Annotated in this window: 15 protein-coding genes; 13 read left to right on the top strand and 2 right to left on the bottom strand. The window is 44.3% G+C overall.

The genetic code is table 11. The features are described from left to right. Positions 1–4 precede the first annotated feature (4 nt). From ACO05V_RS20905 to ACO05V_RS20855, 11 genes are all read left to right on the top strand, one after another. Positions 5–1,036: a restriction endonuclease subunit S gene (locus ACO05V_RS20905; RefSeq protein ID WP_421857048.1), complete on the top strand. Its 1,032-nt coding sequence runs from the start codon at positions 5–7 to the stop codon at positions 1,034–1,036. Positions 1,037–1,057: 21 nt separating this feature from the next. Further along, complete coding sequence (locus tag ACO05V_RS20900) at positions 1,058–1,957, top strand: DUF6933 domain-containing protein (protein ID WP_421856139.1); 900 nt, start codon at positions 1,058–1,060, stop codon at positions 1,955–1,957. A gap of 171 nt (positions 1,958–2,128) precedes the next feature. Then, positions 2,129–3,481 (top strand): AAA family ATPase, encoded by a 1,353-nt coding sequence (locus ACO05V_RS20895; protein ID WP_421856136.1) that lies wholly within the window; start codon positions 2,129–2,131, stop codon positions 3,479–3,481. Further along, complete coding sequence (locus ACO05V_RS20890; protein ID WP_421856133.1) at positions 3,478–4,230, top strand: retron system putative HNH endonuclease; 753 nt, start codon at positions 3,478–3,480, stop codon at positions 4,228–4,230. Before ACO05V_RS20895 ends, ACO05V_RS20890 begins: the two co-directional genes overlap by 4 nt. Further along, entirely contained in the window at positions 4,231–7,545 is a 3,315-nt protein-coding gene (locus ACO05V_RS20885) for a type I restriction endonuclease subunit R (protein ID WP_421856130.1), read from the top strand. Positions 7,546–7,572: 27 nt separating this feature from the next. Continuing rightward, positions 7,573–8,370 carry a M48 family metallopeptidase gene (locus ACO05V_RS20880; RefSeq protein ID WP_421856127.1) on the top strand — a complete coding sequence of 266 codons (798 nt, stop codon included), beginning with the start codon at positions 7,573–7,575 and terminating at the stop codon, positions 8,368–8,370. A gap of 115 nt (positions 8,371–8,485) precedes the next feature. Beyond that, positions 8,486–9,151: a glutathione S-transferase family protein gene (locus ACO05V_RS20875; RefSeq protein ID WP_421856124.1), complete on the top strand. Its 666-nt coding sequence runs from the start codon at positions 8,486–8,488 to the stop codon at positions 9,149–9,151. Positions 9,152–9,308: 157 nt separating this feature from the next. Beyond that, complete coding sequence (locus tag ACO05V_RS20870; protein ID WP_421856121.1) at positions 9,309–9,827, top strand: sigma-70 family RNA polymerase sigma factor; 519 nt, start codon at positions 9,309–9,311, stop codon at positions 9,825–9,827. A gap of 5 nt (positions 9,828–9,832) precedes the next feature. Further along, a complete protein-coding gene (locus tag ACO05V_RS20865) occupies positions 9,833–10,819 on the top strand; it encodes a DUF4880 domain-containing protein (protein WP_421856118.1) in 987 nt (328 codons plus the stop codon). A 113-nt stretch (positions 10,820–10,932) separates the two neighbouring features. Continuing rightward, the gene (locus ACO05V_RS20860; RefSeq protein ID WP_421856115.1) at positions 10,933–13,716 is read left to right on the top strand and encodes a TonB-dependent receptor plug domain-containing protein; all 2,784 of its coding nucleotides are present in this window, start codon (positions 10,933–10,935) and stop codon (positions 13,714–13,716) included. 98 nt (positions 13,717–13,814) lie between these two features. Continuing rightward, positions 13,815–16,643 (top strand): insulinase family protein, encoded by a 2,829-nt coding sequence (locus ACO05V_RS20855; protein ID WP_421856112.1) that lies wholly within the window; start codon positions 13,815–13,817, stop codon positions 16,641–16,643. Positions 16,644–16,723: 80 nt separating this feature from the next. Here ACO05V_RS20855 and ACO05V_RS20850 read toward each other — a convergent pair whose 3' ends face one another. Both ACO05V_RS20850 and ACO05V_RS20845 read right to left on the bottom strand, forming a co-directional pair. Then, entirely contained in the window at positions 16,724–19,177 is a 2,454-nt protein-coding gene (locus tag ACO05V_RS20850) for a YbcC family protein (protein ID WP_421856109.1), read from the bottom strand. Between the two features lie 9 nt (positions 19,178–19,186). Beyond that, positions 19,187–20,809: an NADH-quinone oxidoreductase subunit L gene (locus tag ACO05V_RS20845; RefSeq protein WP_421856107.1), complete on the bottom strand. Its 1,623-nt coding sequence runs from the start codon at positions 20,807–20,809 to the stop codon at positions 19,187–19,189. A gap of 124 nt (positions 20,810–20,933) precedes the next feature. Here ACO05V_RS20845 and ACO05V_RS20840 point away from each other — a divergent pair, with 124 nt between their 5' ends. Together ACO05V_RS20840 and zapE are read left to right on the top strand one after the other, a co-directional pair. Continuing rightward, positions 20,934–21,839 carry a LysR family transcriptional regulator gene (locus tag ACO05V_RS20840; RefSeq protein WP_421856104.1) on the top strand — a complete coding sequence of 302 codons (906 nt, stop codon included), beginning with the start codon at positions 20,934–20,936 and terminating at the stop codon, positions 21,837–21,839. 79 nt (positions 21,840–21,918) lie between these two features. After that, positions 21,919–23,064, top strand: coding sequence for a cell division protein ZapE (gene zapE / locus ACO05V_RS20835; RefSeq protein WP_421856101.1), 1,146 nt, complete (start codon positions 21,919–21,921; stop codon positions 23,062–23,064). The last annotated feature ends 107 nt before the right edge of the window (positions 23,065–23,171 follow it).

The raw sequence follows: 23,171 nt of genomic DNA, 5'->3' as shown, positions 1-23,171 counted from the left end.
CAAAATTAGTTACAGTCTCAATTCTGGTGATATTCTGATCTCTATTACAGCTGAGTTAGGTAAAATTGGCTGGGTGCCAGATAACTTAGGCGAAGCTTTTATAAATCAACACACAGCTTTAGTTCGTTTGAAGGGTAAGTTTACAGATTCTAAATTCGTTGCCTATCTTTTATCTTCAAAAGAAATGAATCATAAAATCAACCGCTTAAATGATTCTGGGGCGAAAGCTGGTTTAAATTTATCTACAATTCGAGCTATACCTTTATTACTTCCACCACTCCCAGAACAACGCAAGATCGCTGAAATTCTTTCAACGTGGGATAAGTCGATTGTCACCACGGAGAAACTCATCGCCGCCAGTCAGCAGCAGAAAAAAGCCTTAATGCAGCAACTACTCACAGGCAAAAAACGCTTTGCTGGGTTTAGTGAAAAGTGGGAAGAGGTGAAGCTGAAACAGCTTGGTGAGGTTGTGTCTGGTGGGACGCCAAGTACAACTAATTCAGACTATTGGGACGGTGATGTGTTTTGGGTAACTCCAACAGATATTACGAAATTAAAATCTCATTATATCTGTAGCAGCATTAGAAAAATTTCTAAATCTGGTTTGTTAAGTTGTTCAGCGAAACTTGTTCCAAAAGGGAGTTTGCTGGTTTGTACACGTGCAACGATTGGAACACTTGCCATAACTAAAACGGAAATGTGTACTAATCAGGGGTTTAAAAATCTCGTACCCAATAAGAGTACAGATGTAGAGTTTTTATATTATTTGTTGGCCCATGAAAGGCATCAGCTTATTTCAAAAGCTAGTGGATCTACATTTTTAGAATTATCTAAAAAAGATTTTGATAACATTCGTTTAAAAGTTCCTTCTTTCAAAGAACAACAAAAAATCGCGGCGGTTCTCACGGCAGCCGATCAAGAAATCGACGCTTTACAATCCAAACTGGCGCATTTGCAGCAAGAGAAAAAAGCCTTGATGCAGCAGTTGCTCACCGGCAAACGTCGTGTTGTGTTGGAAGCCGAAACGTCTCATTAATATTATCTTCGGAGGACAAATATGTGGGTGTTTAACTGTACCAAAGCCGTGGTGGAATTGTTCACCACCAGGGTGAAAGGCGAAAAACGCACCTGTGTGGAAACGCCGCCACACAAAACCATTACCGAAGCCATCGAGCAGGCAAAAGACGGCGTGGTGTTTCCTAACCGTTTAGGGCTAACCGACGCGTACGATACGGATTGGCATTGGTTGGTGCATTGCGTCTCGGTGAAACGGCAAAAATACTTGCTAGTGATGGACTACAACACACGTTATTGCATGACCATGTTGGCACCGAAAAAAGGTGACGTAAGCAGCTTTTTAAACGATTTTGAAGGGCATTTGTATCTGAATATTATGGGCGTCACGGCACCGCATAATATGGATGTAAAAGAAGTCGCCGAATCGTTAGAAGCCTGCCATGCATTAGGTAACAACTCGGTATTTTATCAACGCAACGACCGCAGCGCGCAAGCGCATATCAACGATGTGTCTTGGCATCTTCAGCGTCATTGTTACGAAGACTTCATGCTCGAAGAGGAAGAAGACTTACTCGACTTCAACCTGTTTACGGGTGAAATACCCCGTAAAGTGAAAGGCCAAAAAGATTACTTTTATCCCGTTCAGGCCTTTTTACTGCAATGGCTCAACGCGTATTCCCGTGATCCAGAAAAAATCATTACACCGAATTTATTGGAAGCGAAAAACTATTTTCAAATCTTCTCACTAGATAACCTGTTAGAAGATGACGCGGATAACAACGCAGCCGACGCAGCACTCGCCGAATTGCTCAAATCTTTACCGGATGGTGTGGCTCATCTGGGGGAAGGCGAACGAAATCAGAAAAAAGACGTTAAGCAAAAAGCGGTTAAACATAAGGACAATGTCATCGACTTCTCTGCGTATCAGAAGAAGCGCTAAAGTTCTTGTTTTGTTTGCTATATAGTAAACTTTTCGTGTTGACGTTGTATTGTTCGCTATATAGCAAACTTTTAGTGCTTTAGAACGTTAGCGACTTAGCCTGAAAGACTGCCTAAAGAACGACACTCTATAATGAGTGACATAAAAGCCGCTCTTTGCGGAGGAAGGATAATGAAATTAAAGACGCTAACGCTTTCGAACTTTCGTGGTTTTACCTCGTTTGAATGTCATTTTAATGAAGGTCTGAACGTGATTGTCGGGCAAAACGGCTTTGGTAAAACCTCTGTGTTAGATGCGATTTCTGTGGCTTATGGACAATATCTTAGTGCCTTTGGAACAGGCGTGGATCGTGGTGTTCATAAAGATGAGATTCACCTTGCTGTTACTCAATCAGCGCATGGGGAAACGATTCAAATGGAATACCAGTTTCCTGTTACTGTGACTTGTGAGGCTTACGAAGCATCGTCTATTCCGGACTTTCCTCTCTCTTGGACTCGCAGCCTTAATTCCGAAAAAAGTCGCACTACTCAGGTGGCTCCTCTAAAAAATTCTGCTAAGCGCTTAGAAAAAGCGGTGCAAAATGGCGAGGCTATCACCTTACCTATTTTGGCTTACTATGGAACGGGACGTCTTTGGAAGCAGAAATCACTTTCCTCTATGAAAGAAGAATCGCTCAGCAAGGCAAGCCGTTTAGAAGGTTACCGCGATTGCATGGACCCAGAGTCCAGCTATAACGCATTTGCTCGTTGGCTTCGAAATGAAAGCATTGCTGATTACGAACGTCGTATGGAGATACTTGAGCAATCAGGTCTTGAAGAAGCGCTTAGCAAGGGGAAAACGGCTCGAGGGCGCTTATTGAGTGCTATTGGTAATGCGATTAATACCGTGCTTGCACCTTCTGGTTGGAAAAATGTACGTTATGGGGCAAGTTCAAAGCAAATTATTGCCACACATCCTAAGCAGGGCGATATGCCTATTTCTTTGTTAAGTGATGGTGTACGGAATATGGTTGGCTTGGTGGCGGATATTGCCTATCGCTGTGTGCGTTTGAATCCACATTTAGAGGGCAACGCAGTAACTGGGACATTTGGCACTGTGTTAATCGATGAAATAGATATGCATTTGCACCCTGAATGGCAGCAATTAGCGCTGCAAAATTTAGAAGAAGCCTTTCCGAATATACAATTTATTGTCACGACCCACAGCCCTCAAGTGCTCTCAACGGTTAAGAAAGAGTCCATTATAGCAATGAACAAAACAGGCGCCGTTCAGCCTATCTTTGGTGAAACTTATGGCGAAGCCAGTAATGATATTTTAACGGAAGTGATGCATGTTAATCCTAAACCTCGTATCGAACAGGTGGTGGATATTGAACACTATTTAGACATGATTGATTTAGGGCAACATGAATCTAGCGAAGGCAAAGCCTTACGAGCAAAGCTAGAGGAAACACTTGGTCCAGATCATCATGAGTTACAAAAAGCAGATCGTAAAATTCGACGTAAGGGATTGCTGGCACAATGAGAGTGATTGCTAAAACGGAGTTAGGCAGTAATGTATTAGATAGGCAAAACACGAGAGTTGGTAGACCACAAACAGCCGAAGAAGCTAAGCAGCGTTGGCAGTCCTTTAATAGCAAAAAATCTACCGTGAGAAATAAACTTAAAATCGAGCAACAAGGCTTGTGTGGATATACTGAGTTTAACTTAGAGCATTTTAAGTCTGCTGCGAATTTAGATGCACTAAGTAATGGATGTCATATAGAGCATATAAGACCGAAAAGTATTTATCCGCAAGAGACATTTGATTATACCAATCTTTTGCTTAGTATCTTAGATGTTCGAGATGAACCTTTATTTGCACAAGATCGGTTTATAGGCCGGACTATCGAAGATGACGATAGTCACAGGGCGTATTTTGGTGGGCACGCAAAAGAGAATTTCTATAATGAGGAAAAGTTCATTTCTCCTACTGACCCAGATTGTGAGCGTTTCTTTGCGTTTCTAGAAGCAAGCGGTGAAATTGTTCCATCGCCACATCTGGATGACGCAGAGGAAGAGAAAGCAAAGTATACGATTGAACTACTGAATCTAAACCATCCTTATCTTAAAAACCAGCGTCGACAGCGTATAGAAGAAGTGGTGAATGTTCTTGACAGTTTAGACAGCGCTGAAGCTATGGCTGCTGTGATTGAGCTAGAAACCACAGAATACGAAGCAGGGCAGATTGCGTCTTTTCCTTCTGCGATTAAATCTTTGATACAAGGCGCCTAGATGAACGCACCATTGGCTAACTTCAATGAAGAACACAGCTCGAAGATCCCCGCGCTGACGCTGTTAAGTAATTTGGGCTACGAGTTTGTTTCGCCTCGTGCTTGTTTGGCGCAGCGGGAGAAATCGTCTGTGGTGATTTTGCCGCAGGTGCTGCGTGCTGTGTTAGCCAAGCAGCGTTTTTCCTATTTGGGCAAGCTGAGAGCCTTGTCAGAGGAATCGATTGATAAGATAGTTCATCAGCTTGGCAATCCTGCCATGAATGAAGGCTTAAACGCCGCCAATGAAAAACTCTACGATGCGTTAACCTATGGCATCACGGTGACGGAGTTTATCGACGGCAAAAAGCACAGCCCGACCATTCAAATAATCGATTGGCAAACGCCTACCAACAACGAATACCATTTTACCGAAGAGCTGACAGTGGAAAACACTCACGGCACGGGCAAGTGTATTCCCGATATTGTGTGTTTTGTGAATGGTCTGCCTTGGGTAGTGATCGAGGCGAAACGTCCAGCTTCTAGCAAAAAAGGTAAGGCGGGAAAATCCTCGGTAATGGAAGGCGTTTCACAAAGCATTCGTAACCAAGCGCAAGATCAAATTCCGCATTTGTTTGCCTACAGCCAGTTGTTATTAGCGATTAATGGCGATGACGGTTTGTATGGCACCTGTGGCACGAAAGACAAATTCTGGGCGAAATGGAAAGAAGAAGAGATCACCGAAGTGACGTTTTCTCGTCTGAAGAACACGCCGCTTTCGCCAGCCAAGTTAGATGCCTTGTTCGATCATCGACCGAGCAAAACGCGGGAAACTTATCTTGCTTTGATCGCTGGTGGCGATTTATTGGTGACGGATCAGGATCGTCTGTTGGTGTCTTTGTTGCGCCATGACAGATTGCTGGAAATGACGCGTTTGTTTAGCTTGTTCGACAAAAAGAACGGGCGCATTGTGGCGCGTTATCAGCAAGTGTTTGGCATCAAAGCTTTGGTTGAACGTATCACCACTTTTGATGATGGCGCACGTAACGGCGGTGTGATCTGGCATACCACAGGATCGGGCAAATCCTTCACCATGGTATTTCTTTCTAAGGCGTTGATCTGGTTGCCTGAGCTGGCGAAGTGTCGGGTGATTGTGGTGACTGACCGAGTGGATTTGGAAAATCAGTTATCGCAAACCTTTATGTCAGGCGGGGCTTTGTCGGCTAAAGATCAGTCCAAGGCGATGGCGACCAATGGCGCTCGTCTTGCGCAGCAAATTGGCAGAGGCAACGAGCGGATTATTTTCTCGATTATTAATAAATTTGGCACGGCAGTGGCGTTGCCAGAATGCTTTAACGACAGTGCCGATATTATTGTGCTGGTGGACGAAGGACACCGCAGCCAGAATGGCGAAAACAATATTCGCATGCGCCAAACCTTGCCCAAAGCGGCGTTTGTGGCTTTTACCGGCACGCCGTTATTGCAAGACGATAAAACTGAAAATAAGTTCGGCAAGATCATTCATTCCTACACCATGCAACAGGCGGTGGAAGACAAAACCGTGACGCCGCTACTGTACGAAGAGCGCAAAGCAGAACTCAGCCCAAATGATAAAGCCATCGACGCTTGGTTTGATCGCATTACCGATAAGCTCACCGATAAACAGCGCTCGGATTTAAAACGTAAGTTCGCTCAGCAAGGGCAGATTTATCAAACCCACGGTCGCTTAGAATTGATCGCTCATGATATTTCGGACCATTTTCAAAACTTCAAACATCGTGGTCTAAAAGGCCAACTGGCGTGCGATTCCAAAGCGTCGGCGATTCGCTATAAAGTCTTGTTGGATGAGATTGGCAAAGTAACTTCTGTGGTGGCTATGTCGGCACCTGACACGCGAGAAGGCCATTCCGAAGTCGATAAAGAAAGCACGGACATTGTACAAAATTGGTGGAAAAATAACGTCGCTAATCAGGACGAGAAAACCTACACCAAGCAGATTATTAAAGCGTTTTCTGAGGACGACGGCCCAGACATCATGATTGTGGTAGATAAGCTGCTGACGGGCTTTGATGAACCGAAAAATACCGTGTTGTACATTGATAAGCCGTTGAAACAACACAGTTTGATTCAAGCAATTGCGCGGGTAAACCGCTTATACAAAGACAAAGATTTTGGCTATTTGATCGATTATCGCGGTGTGCTAACAGAATTAGACACCACGATTGAGAAGTATCAGGATCTTGCTAAGCGCACGCAAGCGGGCTTTGATATTGATGATCTCAAAGGCTTGTACAGCGCCATGGAAACCGAATACAAAAAACTACCGAGTTTGTACGCTACTTTGTGGTCGTTTTTTGATTCGGTTCAGAATAAGAGTGACCATACTGCGTTGGGTCTGGCGTTGGCGGTGAAGATCGAAAATATTGCTGGGCAGCTAACCGATGTTAACTTGAAAAAGCGTGACGATTTTTATGCGGCTTTGTCGGCGTTTGCTCGTTGCATGAAGGTGGCGCTGCAATCGGCAGGTTATTTTGACGATGAACGCTTTGACGACAAACGCGCCTTGTATAAGCAAACCCTGAAAAACATGACGGATTTACGTCAGAAAGTACGCGCAGCGGCAGAAGAAACCATCGATTACGATCAATACGAAGAAGACATTCGTGCCTTGTTGGATAAGCATATTGGTGGGGTGGAAATTCGTGAATCAAAAGGCGCGTATTGGGTCGGGGATTTAGGCAGTAATAGCCAACCTGTACCGATGACAGACGCCGAGGCGCGTAATAAAAAAGACGCCATCACTGGGCGCATGACCCGACAAATCGAACAAGAGCTGGCGGACGATCCTTACGCGCAGGAATATTTCTCTAAGATGTTAAAAGAGGCCATCGAAAAAGCCAGCGCCATGTTCGATGCGCCGATTAAGCAATACATGTTGTTTGCGGATTTAGAAGAACAACTAAAAGAACGCAAGGTGGCGGGGATTCCGCAGGAAAAAATTCGCCAGTTAGATGCTTCTGTGCGCGGTAATGTGCAAATTTATTATGGTTTGATGTTGCAGCAGCTTGGCAATGGTCTTTCTAAGGACATTTTGTCCAAAGAGGGCAAACCGATCAGCGACGATGAAGGGATTGAGTTTGCGCTACAAATTGATCAAGTGGTGCGCAAAGCGGTGGCCGAATATTCGATTAATCCGCAGGAGATTGATAAGCAAATTCGTGTTGGCTTGTTACCGATTCTTTTTAATAAGTTTGATTTAGCAAAAGCCGACGCCTTGATTACCGCAGTCACGCAAAACACTCGCCTACAAAGTACGCGACTTCAGCATTCGTCTCGGTAGCTTTGGCCGTCTTATGAGTATTTTTGCATGACAGCCATTCATTCAAGTGAGCGCAACAGTGAAGAATACAGCTTTGTCTATGGCGACCAAGCCATTGCTTACGACGTGATTCGCAAACGTGCCACAGAAAGCACTATAGAAAGTACGACGTCTAAAAAACGCAAAATTACTATTCGTGTTTCTCCCAGTGGCGAGGTGCAAGTTATCGCGCCGGACGATGCCAGCAACGAGGCGATTCATGAAGCGGTGATTAAGCGCGCGAAATGGATTTGGGATGCCTTGATGGCGTGTCGCAGTCAGCAAGAATTTGTTCAGCCCAAAGAATATGTCAGCGGCGAGATGCAGTTTTATCTTGGTAAACGCTATGTCTTAAAAGTTGAGGAAGACTTTGCAGCGGGGCCAAAAATCAAGCTGACGCGAGGCAAGCTGTTAGTCACCTTAAGTCAGTTTGATGAACACAAAACGTCCCGTGTGAAAGCATTGGTGACGCATTGGTATCAAGCCAACGCAGAGCGCGTGTTTCATGAGCGTTTGATGCAGTTATTACCCGAAACACAATGGGTCAAAGGCGTGCCATTTTTCCGTGTCTTGCCGATGCAAAAACAGTGGGGAAGTTGCTCGGCGCGTGGCTCGCTTTTACTTAATCCTCATCTTATCAAAGCGCCAAAAGACTGTATCGATTACGTGATTCTGCACGAGCTTTGTCATATTGCCGAACACAACCACAGTGATCGGTTTTGGCGCTTGTTAACGCAAGTGATGCCGAATTGGAAAGCAGTGAAACAACGATTGGATAGTATGGCCGAGCTTTATTTGAACGAGTAGGTATTCGATTTTGTCTGTTTTGGCAATGTAGTCATCTTTTTTCTGTGTCATTGCGTATAGTTTGTAGTGTAAGAATTAGCGCCATACATTCCCGATAAAACAATAAGGAGATTATATGATTACGGTTCATCATTTAGAAAATTCTCGCTCACAGCGTATTTTATGGTTGTTGGAGGAGCTTGGTCTTGATTACGAGATTGTGGAATACAAGCGTGATCCTGAAACCGCTTCTGGTCCTGAATCTTTGAAAAAAGTGCATCCGCTGGGTAAATCTCCGGTGATTACCGATGGTGATTTAACCGTGGCGGAGTCTGGGGCGATTATTGAATATTTGTTGGATCAATATGATACGGAAAAACGTTTGAGACCAACGGATGGCAAAGCGTTGTTGGATTACCGTTATTGGCTGCATTTTGCTGAAGGGTCGTTTATGCCTTTGTTGGTAATGAAGCTGGTGATGATGAAAATCCCACAAAGTCCGATGCCTTTTTTCGTGAAACCAATTGCGAAAGCCTTGAGCAATAAAGTTCAAGAGAAGTTTATTATGCCGCGTATTGAGCCGCAGTTGGCTTTTATTGAGCAAACTCTGGGTGAGCATACTTGGATCATTGGCGATGATTTAAGTGCTGCGGATATTCAGATGAGTTTCCCATTACAAGCATCTAGCACACGCATGGATTTATCAGAGTTTCCGAATATCGCGCGTTTTATTAAACAAGTCGAAGCGTTGCCAGCCTATCAAAAAGCGTTAGCAAAAGGCGGTGCGTTTACGACCTTGTAGTCTATTTCTGTCACATGTCTTACTTCAAGCCCGAGATTTTCCCTCTGAATAGTCTCTGGCTTGAAGTTTAAATATCTTTCATTTATTGATATTCATTCTCATTTGTTGTACTTTTCCGCTTCTTAAATATTTTATTTAGATGAGGTCGTGCGAATCAATGAATCCTGATTGTCGAACATCCCAGCAAGTTGGTGAGCTTTATGTCGAGCATAACTCATGGCTGACAGGATGGATTCGTAACCGCCTTGGTTGTCATGAGTTGGCAGCCGATATTGCGCAAGACACCTTTGTGCGTTTATTAAAAAAGCCTAAACACATATCTAACATGGGCGAGGCTCGTGCCTTTTTGAGTACTATTGCCAAAGGTTTGTATATTGATCATTGGCGCCGTAAGCAGATAGAGCAGGCTTGGTTAGAATCGTTAGCTAATCGTGAAGAAGAGTTTGTTCCCTCGGCAGAGTATTCTGCGTCTATGGTTGAACTGCTTTGTGAGCTGGATGTGATGATTGCCAAACTGCCAAAGAAAGTCGCAAATACGCTTATTTTGTCTCAAATCCATGGTTTGACTTACCGAGACATCGCTGAGCGTTTGGCTGTTTCAGAACGCATGGTGAAGCGTTACATGGCGCAGGCCATGCTGCAATGCCTTCTATTTAAATCTGAACAGTCTCTGTAATCTTTATGACTTATCCAAAACCTTCTTATCATGCCCAACTGGAAGCCGCAGCAGAATGGTTTGCGGTATTGGCGGATAATCAAGCATCAGAAGCCGATAAGCAAGCTTGGCAACAGTGGTTAAACGAAGACGAAGCGCATCGTAAAGCTTGGCAACAGGTTGAGTCGGTTGGCGCTATGTTTGCTAGTTTCCAAGACAATAATACGCAGCAATCTGCTGGTTATGTCTTAGAAAATAGCCATTCAATGAATCGCCGTCAGCTGATGAAAGGTGTGTTAGGAATGACTGGCGTTGCGGCATTAGGCTGGATCAGTTGGAATGAAACAGCATTGCCTAGAATGGCTAGGTCGTGGATGGCCGATTTTCATACGCCCGTTGGGCAAGTCGCCGCTTATGATTTGGAGGACGGCTCGCAGATTTGGTTGAATACCAATAGCGCGATGAATCAATCTTATAATATTCACCAGCGCAGCTTGTCTTTGCTAACGGGTGAGGTCTTGGTGCAAAACTATGACACTGAGGACTCGCGGGCTTTTTCAGTGTCTTGCTCTCATGGTGTGGTTGCTTCCGGCACGAGCGAGGCACGTTTTTGTGTACGGCAGTTATCGGATCAACAATCTTTATTAGCGGTTTATGATGGTGTCGTCGCTCTTATGCCTTTGGGAGCTGGTTTATCTAAGAAACTTCAAGCCGGACAAGAAGTGACATTTACTGTAGATACCATTGGCGATATTCGGCCAGCTTCTCTTTTGTATGAGTCTTGGAGCAATGGTTTGTTAATTGTGAATGATATGTCTTTGGCGGATTTTGTAGCAGAAATCGGGCGCTATTACTCTGGTCATATTAACCTAGATCCTAGAGTAGCCGATTTGCGTGTGGTGGGAACGTTTCCTAATCACGATATGGATCTTGTGCTGTCTATGTTGGCAAAATCTTTTCCTCTTCGAGTTAATCATTCGCTACCGTGGTGGGTGAGCATTTCTGCGGCTTAGCATTCGTTTAAGCTAATTTTAAAAATCATTTTACGAAAAACATTTTTTTCATGTCCCTTTTTTCAGTTATGTTCGGTAATAGTAATAAGAAGTATTATTATTACGGAGTTTATATGTTCCTTTCATGCTCATCTTTACACCAGTTTAAAAAGCAAACCACGGCGTCGTTATTGTTTATGAATACGATTTTGGCTGGTGGCTTTGTGTTGACCATGTCGCCTGCTGCTTATGCCGAATTGGCATCTGCAGAAAAGCAATATTACAAGATCCCCGCTGGGCCGTTATCACAAGCAGTGAACGCATTTGCCGCTGTTTCTGGCATGTATATTGGTGGCAATGGAGAGCTTTTAAAAGGTAAAAGTACATTAGGTGTTGAAGGGGAATATCTAACCGGGCAAGCGCTGGATTTATTGCTGGTTGGTACTGGCCTTTCTTACGAGAAAGGGGAAGGCAAAAGCATTGTTTTAGTCGATTCTAATTATATTTCTGAAAACAGCGACGGAATAACCATGTCGCCCTTATTGGTTCAGGGCAGGCAGAATGAGATGGAAGTTGGTGTGCAAACGATTGGTTCGGACGATATTGAAGCCATGCCAACGGAAGGTGGCAATTTAACTGATTTATTGCGAACGAATACCGCGGTTGATTTTAGTCGTGCGAGTAGTAGTTCTACTAACAGCGGTAGTTTGCGACCTGATGAAGTGTCTATCTACGGCCAAGATTATTATCAAAATGCTTTTATGATTGATGGTATTGATACGTCAAATGATTTTGATCCTGGCTCTAGTAGTACTGGAGACAGTTATACAAATCCAATAATCCCTGCGAATCTAAGTACTTTGTCTGGCAGCTCACCACAAAGCTATTACATCGATGTAGATGCTTTAGAGCAGGTGAAGGTATACAGCAATAACATTCCTGTTGAATACGGTGGTTTTATGGGCGGTGTCATCGATACTCGTCTTAAACGTTATGATGGTGAAGATTCTCTTTCACTCAAATATGGTTTGCAAAAAGATGCTTGGGAGCAATTTCACTTTGACGAGAAAAAAGCGGAAGATTTCTATGGTGCAGACAGCATTGACGGAAGCTATACCCCAGAATACAAGAAGCAAAATTACTCTATAACTGCTCTGAAAAGCTTGTCCGATAAGGTGGGATCTACCTTAACAGTTTCTCGTAAAACCTCTGAGTTTAGACAGCAATATGAAAATCGCTCCGATGAGGTCAAATCAATTTATTACAATGACACCATCGATAATTTGATGGCGCGCATTGATGCAAGAATAAACAACAAGGCGTCTTTGGGCTTTTCTTTTCGTTATTCGGATCGCGCTCACGATGGCTTAACGTCAAAAGACTATTCCGATACTTTTGTAAAATCGCATACGGCTTATGGTGTCGGTACTAATTTTGAGTATTCCTTTGAACACAGTGTATTAAATATTGATATGGCTATTGATCGATCTTTTGATGAGCTTAATTCCCAGACAAATATTTATTCATTCCATCCTTCGGCAAACTTTTACAATGGCCTTCCTTACTCGGGTGGTTTTGGGGATATTTTGCAGCAACAAGACACCATTAGTCTTAATACAAAATGGGTTCATGACGCAATTTCAGTAGGTCAAACAAAACATACTTTTACTCTTGGCGCTGATTTGTCGTTTAAAGATGCTTTTTATGAAGCGGGTGGAAGTGAGTTCTCACAATACGCTTGTTTATCAGGAAGTACGGGGAAAGGTTGTAGTGACAAAAATAAAGATGGTGTGCACGATTCGCAAGATGAGTATCTGAAAACTTATGGCCAATTGACGGCGAATAAGTTAACGAAAAAGTATCAGAGCCAAGGGTTTTATATTCAGGATAAAGTAGACATTAATGACTGGACATTGACTGCAGGTGTACGTGCAGACCATGAGTCTTTGCTTGATCGCACCAATATCGCTCCTCGAGCCAATCTTCAGTGGAATGTTTTTGGTGATGGCAGCACGACATTAACCACTGGCGCTAGTCGTTATTACGGCCGTAGCTTTTTGAAATATGCTCTTAGTAACGAGATGAAGTCTTGGTACACAACGACTCAATATGACAAAAAGGGCAATGTTAAAAAAAGTTATCCTAAAGCAAGCTCAAGTGCTTACGCTGATTTTTCTGAGTACGATTTAAAAACACCTTACTCTGATGAAATCATGTTTCGAATAGACCAACGTATGGGACCGGTTGATTCCTCCTTGACCTTGGTTAATAGAGAAAGCCGTGATGGCGTTAAGCGAGTTAAGAACAAAGAGGATAAGTTGTATTACTACACCAACGAAGGGCAAAGTTCTAATAACAGTATTGAACTTGCTTTTCATCAGCGTACACCGTTTGAGTTATTTAATACGCAAACCAAAGCAAGTTTCTTGATAGGTTGGAAGGAAAGTAAATCCAATACTCAGAGTGACGATGCCTATGATGAAACGGTAGAGGAAGATGAAGAGGTTTACTACAAAGGAAAAGTGATTGCTTATAATGACCTTCCTTCTTGGGATTATAATATTCCGTTTACAGTTAAATTCAGTACCAACACTATTATTCCAGCTTGGCACCTTCAATGGAGTAACTTTGTAAATCTAAAAAGTGGCGGCACTATTGCTAAGTTATCCAGCGACGATTACACCAGCGAAGAGGGGAAAGAATATGATATTTACAAAGACTTGGACTTTGATGAACTGGTAACGCTTGATACCAAAGTACGTTTCAACCCTCCATTATTCGCTAGCAGTGAAGGTTACATAGAAGTAAAAGTGACTAACTTGTTTGATGATGTAATTTCTACCGCTACGTCATCGATTGCGGCTCAATCTTTCACCTCTGGCCGAAAAGTTTCGATGGAAGTCGGCATGCGTTTTTAAGCTGATGCCCTTCTTGTTTCCTCTCTTTTCAATAAACAAATGCTCCGGCGAGCATTTGTTTATTGTTTTATCTGAATAACGTCTTTGTGAGCGTGCTTATGCTTCTATTCAAAAAACTGCTTTGTGTGGCAGGATTATTTTTTTTACTTGCCTTTACCCTGCCAGCGAATGCCGGTAGTGATGAACTGCCTTGGGATAAACGTATTGTAAAAGGTACATTAGAAAATGGCTTTCGTTATTATCTGTTCGACTCAAGGCAAGAAAAAGACGCACCTAAAGACTTAACCTTAGCGAACTTGTTGGTACTTTCTGGCGCTATTGACGAGAAAGAAAACCAGTTGGGTGTTGCTCATATGGTCGAGCACATGGTGTTTCATGAAAGTACTGGATTGCCCGATGGCGTTCGCCATGCTTTTACTGAGATGGGCTTTAAACAAGGCCGCGATTTTAACGCCATGACCAACAGTGAAAATACGCGTTATATGGTGAATTTGAAAAACACGTCACCTGATCGATTAAACAAGGTGTTGGATATTTATCAACAGATGGCATTTCATGCCGAGATTAAAGCGTCATCACTGGACAAAGAACGTTTGATTATCCAAGAGGAATGGCGTGGTAAATTGAGTCATCGTTCCCGAGTTAATGACGAGAAGAAGGCCATCCTGCGTGTAGGTTCTTTGTATCCAGAGCGCCCTGTTATTGGTACGCAAGACACCATAAAAAATACCCCCGCAACTAAGCTTCGTGATTTTTATCAAGATTGGTATGCGCCTAATAACATGGCATTGGTGATTTTTGCCCCTGTGGATATGACACTGTTAGAAGCCAAGATCAAGCGTACTTTTGGCGCAGAGCCAAGACGAATCTTGCCCAAGCGACATCCGAAAGACCCTGTTTTAGACGCAGGCCTTAAAATAGGGCAACTTAACGACCCTGGCAGTAAAGTGAATCGTGTGGCATTTTTGTACCGATTTAATAATGAAAGCGCGAATACCGATGAAGATCGCCGTGATGGTTTGATCGATTACATGACACGAAATTTGTTGAGTCAGCAGGTCCGTCGTCAAAGAGATGTTTTACCTGAACACGTCCGGACGTTATCCAGCACCAAGGGCGCGGTGTCCCCTAATGTCGCAATTTTGGGGTTCTCGGTAAATGTAGATGATGGTTTTCATGCACTCGGTTTACAGGCGTTAATACAAGAGTTAGAGCGCATTAAGCAGCATGGTTTTATGCAGCAAGATTTCAATGAGGTGTATCAAAAAGTCATTGACACTGCAACGCGAAATAAAGAAGCAGCAAAGTCGCGTGGAACCGTTTGGTCGGTGAAAATGGTCGAGGCGGTAACCTCTGAAAAAGTACTTCACGACCCGAATCAGAGCAATGATCGTATTTTACAATTGGTGAAAACCATCTCTTTAGATGACATCAATACGCGTTTGCGCCAATGGTTGTCGTCACCGGATCGTATTTTATATACGCAAGCCGTTGGTGGAAAAGACGTTAATTTAGGCACTGAGCAATCGATTGAAGCAATATTTGAGGTGATGTCTTCTCGTGATTTAGCGCCATTGGAAAAAGACGCCGTGGTGGAGAAGAAAACTTTGCCTTCCGTACCAGATGGCGAGGCAGGAAGTGCTTCGCTTGTTGCAAGAAATACAGAGCTGGGGATTTCAAACTGGACATTGTCAAACGGCGATCAGTTGACTGTGCTAGACCCGAGTGTTTTAGCTGAGCATTATCAAGTTGATCAATCCGAAATAGACAATAAAACTTACTTCACCGCGGTTTCTGACGCAGGTTATAGCGTAAAGCAAGGTTCTAGTTGGGCAGAGCAAATTGCCGTGCAAATGTCGGAAGCCTCTGGTGTTTTCGGCTGGAGTGAAGACGAATTTCAACAGTGGCGAAAAAAGCACAGTGTGTTGTTATCGTCCAAGCAAAAAGCACAGAGTCTTGCTTATCGAGGTGTGATCGACGATGACGAGTTGGGAGAATTGTTGGGCGTGTATCGTGTTAATCAGATAACGCCCAGAATTGATGTGGCTGTTTACGACCGAGTAATGGCAGGGTTGAACCGACGTGCTAAAATTTCGGTGGTTCGTCCGATAGAGGCATTTTCTAAACAGTTGGCTTATCAGCGCTTTGGTCATGTCAATATGACGCCAACAGTCGAGGATTTAGCGCCTTTGTCGTTGCCAGTATTAGAGCAAGTTAGAGCGAAACAAGTTGCCTTGCCAGTGCAGTATTTTATTACTTCACGGCTGCCAGAAGCCGATGTCATGCGATTAGTGACGTTATATCTTGCCAATATTCCACGAAAGCCTGCTAGCGTTTATGATACTTCGCCTGTCTTACAGCTGGCTGGCGATGCCACGGTTGATATGGCGTTGAATACAGAGCCAAAATCGGAATATCGTCTTTATGCTTATCAATCTCTTCCTTGGTCGCCTATTGCTGCGATTCAGCTGACTTTTTTAGGTGAACACTTAGAAGCACGTCTGAAACAGCGCCTTCGTAGTGACGTTCAAGGAGTTTACAGTGTAAGAGTGAGTTTGGATCTAAATAAGGAAAGCAATCGTGCCGAGTTGAGAATTCAGTACTCAAGTTCGCCTAAACGCTTGGATGACCTTGCAAAAATGACCGAGGAAGTTTTATCTCAACTGCCAGATATAGTGACTCAAGATTGGGTTAACAGTGTGCAAAAAGACTTTGCCGAGGCAGAGCAAGCCCGCTTGGCAAACGCTTTTGATGCGACCTTGGAACATCGCCTTGAACTAAGTCAAACACTGTATGGCGATGCGCGGTACTTAAATGAAATGGATAAATTGGCAGAGGGATTGTCCACAGAAAAATTCACCGCTTTAGCCAAAATGCTTATGTTTCAAAATAAAGTGACAGGGCTTTATCGTCCTTTAGCGCAGTAACTTATTTGAACCATTGCTTATAAACTTTAAGCGACGAGCGACCAGTGGCACGCCTTCGTGCCACTGTGGCTTGAGGTCTCTTATCCTTGTTCTTGCCATTGCTGCTGGTAAAAGCGTTGGATCTTGTCACCTTCCCATTGAAACAAATACAGCCAGCCGTTATCGATCAGTTGTCTAACAATGTCGTGCTTTGCTGCGATCTCTTCGATTGCGGTTTTGGGAGCGGCGATGTGAACCGCAAGTTTTACCGGCGTGTGCATCCATTTCTGACCATCGCTTAAAGACTGCATGGAAAGCCCAATTCGCAAATCTCCGCCGTTGCCTTCAAATACGCCAATGTTTCCGCCGACGGCATTGTGCAGCACTTTATTACCGCAGCCGAATTTGAAGTTATCCGTCACCGATAAGTTGTATTGCATGTTGATCCAGTGAGTCACCAGCATAGGCGCGGTAAGAATGCGTTCTAGAATGCTGAAGTCTGGGTCATTGTGTTGATCATAATCGTGCAGGAAGCTGCGTCCTTGTAGATCAAGATGCCGAGTCAGCTGACGCGGTGCGATGATAAAGGAATGGTTGTTGGCGAGTCCCCATTCTGGGTTAACTTGTGACCAGTCGTTTGCCCGCTTGGTAAAGGCTTTTGAGCGCTGTTTGTCTGAGGCCTCCAGCAGCGAAGGGTCTAATTTTGCTGCGCGTTCTTGTTGTGCCAAATACTGAGTTTTTTTAAACCAGCCAGTTTCTTTAAACCAGTTGGCCATCTTGTTGTCGACGTCTTTCGAGCCCTTTAATTGATCAAAACAGGTGAGTTGATCTGTGGTGGTGTTGTGCAACGCAGGGACGAATTGTGTGTCACTAGGAATATTGACGCCCATGTCGTTGAGTAAGGCGCGTACCTTGTTGTCATTTAATAATGATGCCAACACTCTCACGTTGACCTCACCACTTTGTCCGCCACAAGCACCGCATTCTAAGCCTGCGGCATGAAGGTTGTTGCTGGTATGACTGCCATGGCCCACTAACATGATGATGGGAGCGTAGGTTGTTAGCTTGATGGTGTCTAAGATGCCTTTCGCTAAATCTGCCTTATCATGATCGGTTAAAGCGACACCGTGCTGAGTTAATTGCCAGTCGGTATTTGGCGCTAGGCGATTGGCTGGATGTTCTTGCCGCTTGGAGAACAGGGTTTGCTTGAACATTTTAAAGGCGTACCACCAACCCATGGATTCCACCATGGAAAAGGACGCTGGCGCCGCATGTCCCCAACGCTGCCAACGGGCTTCTTTCTGCTGGTGGTGAACATGATTTTTATTGCTCGTGCATTCGGTGACTGTGATGGAGGCTTGTAACAAGCCGGGAAGCTGTGGTCGTGCATAATGGCTGTCTTTCGCTTTGTATTCGATAGGTAAGCCAAAAAAGCCCGCAAAGCCAAGTGTTTGGATCTTGTCGGATTGTTTTTCCAGAGCACGTCTAAATACTTCTGAGCGAACATCGATACAAAATATCGCTTGCAGTTCAGGTCTTGTTGGTTCGACTGAGGACGGTTGAGCAGACGTAAGGGTTTGCTGCAAGGTGCTTTGTTCGCTGTATTCCAACGCCAAGGCCCAGACTTTGGATGCTAAAAGAGCATCGTGATGGGCTTGAATCAGGGCTGGAATGGCGTTTTTTTGTGCTGACCATTTTGTTTCTATCGCGGCGTGTAATGTTATCGATGTGTGTTTTAGGTAACGCCAAACAACCAATTCCCATGCCATTTTGATGGCCAGTAAAGACGCCACATGGTTTTCTTGCGCTAGGTTTTCGTTGTTATCGCCTTTGGACCAGTTCAAGTAAGCCAGATAACTGCTCCAACCATTAATATCGAGCAATAATGCTTGTGCATAGAAATGCAGAGCTTGATCATCCAAGGCCAATTCTTCGATAGCCAGAGCAAACAAAGCGTCTTTGTCGCTGGGTAAATCATGGAAAAAATCAGTGAGTTTGGATTCGCCCATGATAATGCTTAGGCCTTTGTCTTCGTTGGTGACTTTTAGCCAATGACTGTAAAGGTCTAGTTCGATGTCGATGTTTTGCTGTCTTAACGTGGGGCTTTGTTGTTGGTAATGGGCGGCGCAAAACTGACTCACTTGATGGGTGATTTCATCGTGCCACGACATCTTATTGGCGGGTCTTTGTTGATCCGCAAGGTCAGCAATGTTGCACCATGGCCTCGGTAGGTTATTCGACTGAGATAAATACTCAAGCAATGCTTGCGGTGCTATGTTGATCTCATAATGGTTCGCTGCTCTGATAAGGCTATCTTGTGAAATTCGTCCTTCCTCAAACCAAGTGCGATAAGAAGAAATTGGCAAGTAGGTTTTGATGCCCGCCAAGGCCGATAGCTCATCTGAAATCTCATCAAAAGGTTTGTTTATCAATGACCACAGCGGGTTTACTGCGATCAATTTATCCAGCGGCCAATGAGGAGCGATGGTGCGGGTCGCATCGAGCAATAGGTCTTTTTGTTGCATGTTTAATGTGTTCGGCGTTTTGATGGTCATGCGATTCTCCTAAGGTTTTAGCGACGGTTTATTTTTGCTTAATGCGTGATGTTGTTCTTTAGTTCTGGCGGGTAAGGTGACCGGCCAAAACTTGAGCACAAGGCGTGTGAGCCATTCATCCAGATAAAGCCCAGCAAACAAGGTAATAGATAAGCGACGAACTGCACGCCAGCGTACTTGATAATGCAGCAGCGCACTTAAGATGAAGAGCAGGCTAAATAAAACCATGGCCCAGATATCGGCTAGGGAAAAAGCTTGAACCGTATGGGTTGAATAGGTTGGTAATGCGTAGTGCATGGTGTACTTTAACGCGGCATAAATCACACACAAAAACACGCCCATTGCGAAGGTGTAAACAACCGAAGGCGAGTGCTCGCAGGTGCGCCATTGCATGATAAGAACAGTGAGCGCGAGGGCGAATAACCACCAAGCACTAAATGCGCTGTCGAAGCCAAATAATGTTCGCACAATCACCACAATCGCTGTGCTTAAACCAAGGGCAAGTAGCCAAGTTTGCGCGTTAGGCACGACGGCTTTGTTCGTCGGTGAAAACTGAGGATTGGTTTTTGCGGCACTGGAAAGACGTAATCTAATGGCGTCATTCACCGCGTTGCCGGAGTTGAGAAAAGAATAGGCTTTGTAAAAAGAATGAGCGAGTAAATGCAGCAAGACTAACTCGTATAAACCTAAGGCAAATTCCAACAGCATCAGCCCCATTTGCGCACAGGTAGACCAAGCAAGGCGAACTTTGACGCTGATTCGAGTCGTCATGATCAAGGCGCTGGCGAGGGTCGATAAGCCAGCCACAATTAATAATAACCAGATTGCCACGGAACTTTGCGCAACCAAAGGTGTGAACAAAAGCAGTAGATAACCACCTAAGTTGATAACACCTGCATGTAACAAGGCGCTGACTGGTGTTGGCGACTCAACCACTTGTATTAACCAGCCATGGAAAGGAAGCTGAGCGCATTTGATTAACGCTGCCAGTGCGATCAAACAGGCCGCCACTTGCTCTTGCCAGTGTAATGCTAAGCCGGCGCTAGATTGGGCAACAGCGGTATCGATAATGGTGTTGATGTATAGACTGTCGTATTGCTGGTAAAGCAAGGCGAAGGCGGCAAACAAAGACAGCTCGGCAACGCGTGCCAGCATGAACTTCTTGTGGGCGGCGAGAATGGCTCGTGGACGATCCGCATAGAAGGTTAATAGATTGTTCAGTGACAAACTAATGCCTAACCAACCGAGCCAGAAAATCACCAAATGGTTGGTGGTCACTGTTATGGCTACGGACGCTAAGGTAAACATTAACCAGCGATAATAACGATTCAGATTGGCTTGTCCCGCCATGTAGTTGCGCGAGAAGCTGATCAGCGCCCAACCCATGATAGTCACCAAACCAAGCATGATCTGATTGAGTGCTGTGTGACGAATCAAAGTAGAAGATTGCCAAGCATCAGTAAAAAAATAACTGACCGGAAAGGTGGCGAGAAAGATAATCAGCAAGACAAAGCTTAATCGTGAGGCTTTTTGCGCCACGCATTGGGTTTTGTCTCGGCCGAGATAGCAGCCGCCAAAAAACAGCGTAAAGGGAATGAAAATCGGTAAGAAACTTAACACGACTAAGGACATACACACCTACATTCTTTGGTTTGAATAAGTTGGGGCGATTATGAAGACTTTATTTTGTTAATAAAAATACATATATTGTTATGTAACGTTCACTTTTTATTATGTATTTAAAGGCTGATAGGCAATGAGTCGGTTGAATTATCATCATCTGTATTATTTTTGGCGGGTGGCCAAGAGCCCGAGTTTGACGGAAGCGGCAGAAACCTTACACATCTCTCAGTCGGCGTTGTCAGCGCAGATAAAGCAGCTAGAGCAAAGCTTGGATGTGGCGTTGTTTATTCGCCAAGGACGTAAGTTGGTGCTGACCGATGTTGGTCGTCGTGTGTTGGCTTATGCGCAAGATATTTTTAATACCGGCGAAGAGCTAGAAAAGTTTATCCAGAAAGACAGCGCCACGCAGGTTCAGCATATTACCATCGGCGTGCAGAGTAATTTGTCGAGGAATTTTATTGAGAGCTTTATTGCGCCTTTGTTAAAAAGCGAGAACGTGGATTTTTCGCTTTCATCAAGAGGCATGACGGATTTGCTCAATGGACTCGTCAATCATGAATTGGATTTGGCTTTGACCAATCGTGCCATTTTAAGCGAAAGTCATGACACGACATGGCGAAATCAGCTAGTCGCAAGGCAAGCTGTGGCGATTGTTGGGCCTTATGGCGATAAGCCAGAGACGCCTTTTCCACAGGGCTATGAAGATAAAAAATGGGTGGTGCCGGGGCGCAATACCGATATTCGTTCATCCTTCGAATCTTTTTGTGCTACTCATCAATATCAGCCAGATATCAAAGCGGAAGTGGACGATATGGCGATGTTGCGATTATTAGCAAGGGACAGTGGTTATTTGTCGGTTTTGCCGCCTGTGGTGGTAAAAGATGAGATTCAATCGAAAGTGCTGCAGGATTATGAAAGCATTCCTCAAGCATTCGAAAACTTCTATGCCATTACTATGCCGCGAAAATTCACTTCGCAGCCTGTATTGGATTTGATCAAGATCGCGATTCATCAGTATTCTGTCGATCATTCACTTTAAGTGTTCCGAAGGGGCAATCTGAAAACCCCATACTTAAAAAGGCAATAGTAAGAAGGCAATAGTAAAAAGGAAATAGTACATGACTCCTTTGCAAGTCTATCAATCTCGCCTAGAGCAGAATGACGTGACGTTTGATGAGCGCCAGCAGCCTGCGCTAAATGAGTTAGAACGTGTTTATCAATCGTTACTGTCGAACCTATCAAATAGTGACGTGTTAGAGCCAATTAAAGGCGTTTATCTTTGGGGTGATGTGGGGCGTGGCAAGACCTTCTTGATGGATTTGTTTTACGGCTGTTTGCCTGATGGAATGGCGTTAAGGCTGCATTTTCATCATTTTATGGCGCGTTTACACCGAGAGTTGAATCTTGCCTTCGGCCAGAAAAATCCTTTAAAAGGCATTGCGAAACGCTTGGCGTCAGAATGCCGAGTGCTGTGTTTTGACGAGTTTTTCGTCTCTGACATAGGCGATGCTATGTTACTGGGTGGTTTGGTCGAAGCCCTATTTGAAGAGGGCGTGGTATTGGTGGCAACGTCGAATATTGCGGTGGAAAACTTGTTTCAAAACCAGTTGCAAAAAGAACGCTTCGCGCCAGCTATTGCCTTGTTACAAGCGCATTTGAAGAGCATTCATCTTGGTGGCGAAGAGGATCATCGATTACGCCATACGGGCTTTTCGCCGATTTATTTTGTTAAACACGAGCAAGATATGTCGATCTTGTTTAAACAGTTGGCAAAGGGCGAAATCAATCAGCAGCCGCTGCAAGTTTGCCGTCGTGCTATCAAGGTGATTGAGTCAGCGGATAACATTGCTTGGTTTGACTTTTATGCCTTGTGTGATGGCCCTAGATCGTCGCTGGATTACATTGAGCTGGCGCAAACGTATCCGATGATAATGCTGACAGGCATTCCAGAACTAAGCAGTGAACCTTATGAACACATTAAGGCGCGCGGCACAGAAGACGGTGCCATTGGCTCAGGTCAAACGGGTGAGCGTGCGGTGTCACTAGGTGTGAACGACGATGCTGTACGCCGTTTTATCAGTTTGGTGGATGAATGTTATGACCATCAGGTGGTGCTGTTGCTAAACGCCAACGTGCCATTAGAGAACCTGTATTTGAATGGTTCATTGTTGTTTGAGTTCCGCCGTACTCATAGTCGTTTAATTGAAATGAAATCCCATTACTATCAAGCGTTGCGAATAGGCATTGCGGGCAAGCTTTATTGACCAAATGGACGGCTTAAATGGTTGATTTCATTCTGACTATTTTTGTTAAGTTCTTCGTAAAAGCTTGATAAAACAAGAATGCACGACCACTATATTTAGAGACAATG

Origin of the sequence: Marinomonas sp. (genome assembly GCF_965225885.1) — a bacterium.
Classification (GTDB): Bacteria; Pseudomonadota; Gammaproteobacteria; order Pseudomonadales; family Marinomonadaceae; genus Marinomonas.
The sequence above is the reverse complement of the archived record's forward strand: the minus strand, read 5'-3'. Positions and strand labels throughout refer to the sequence as shown.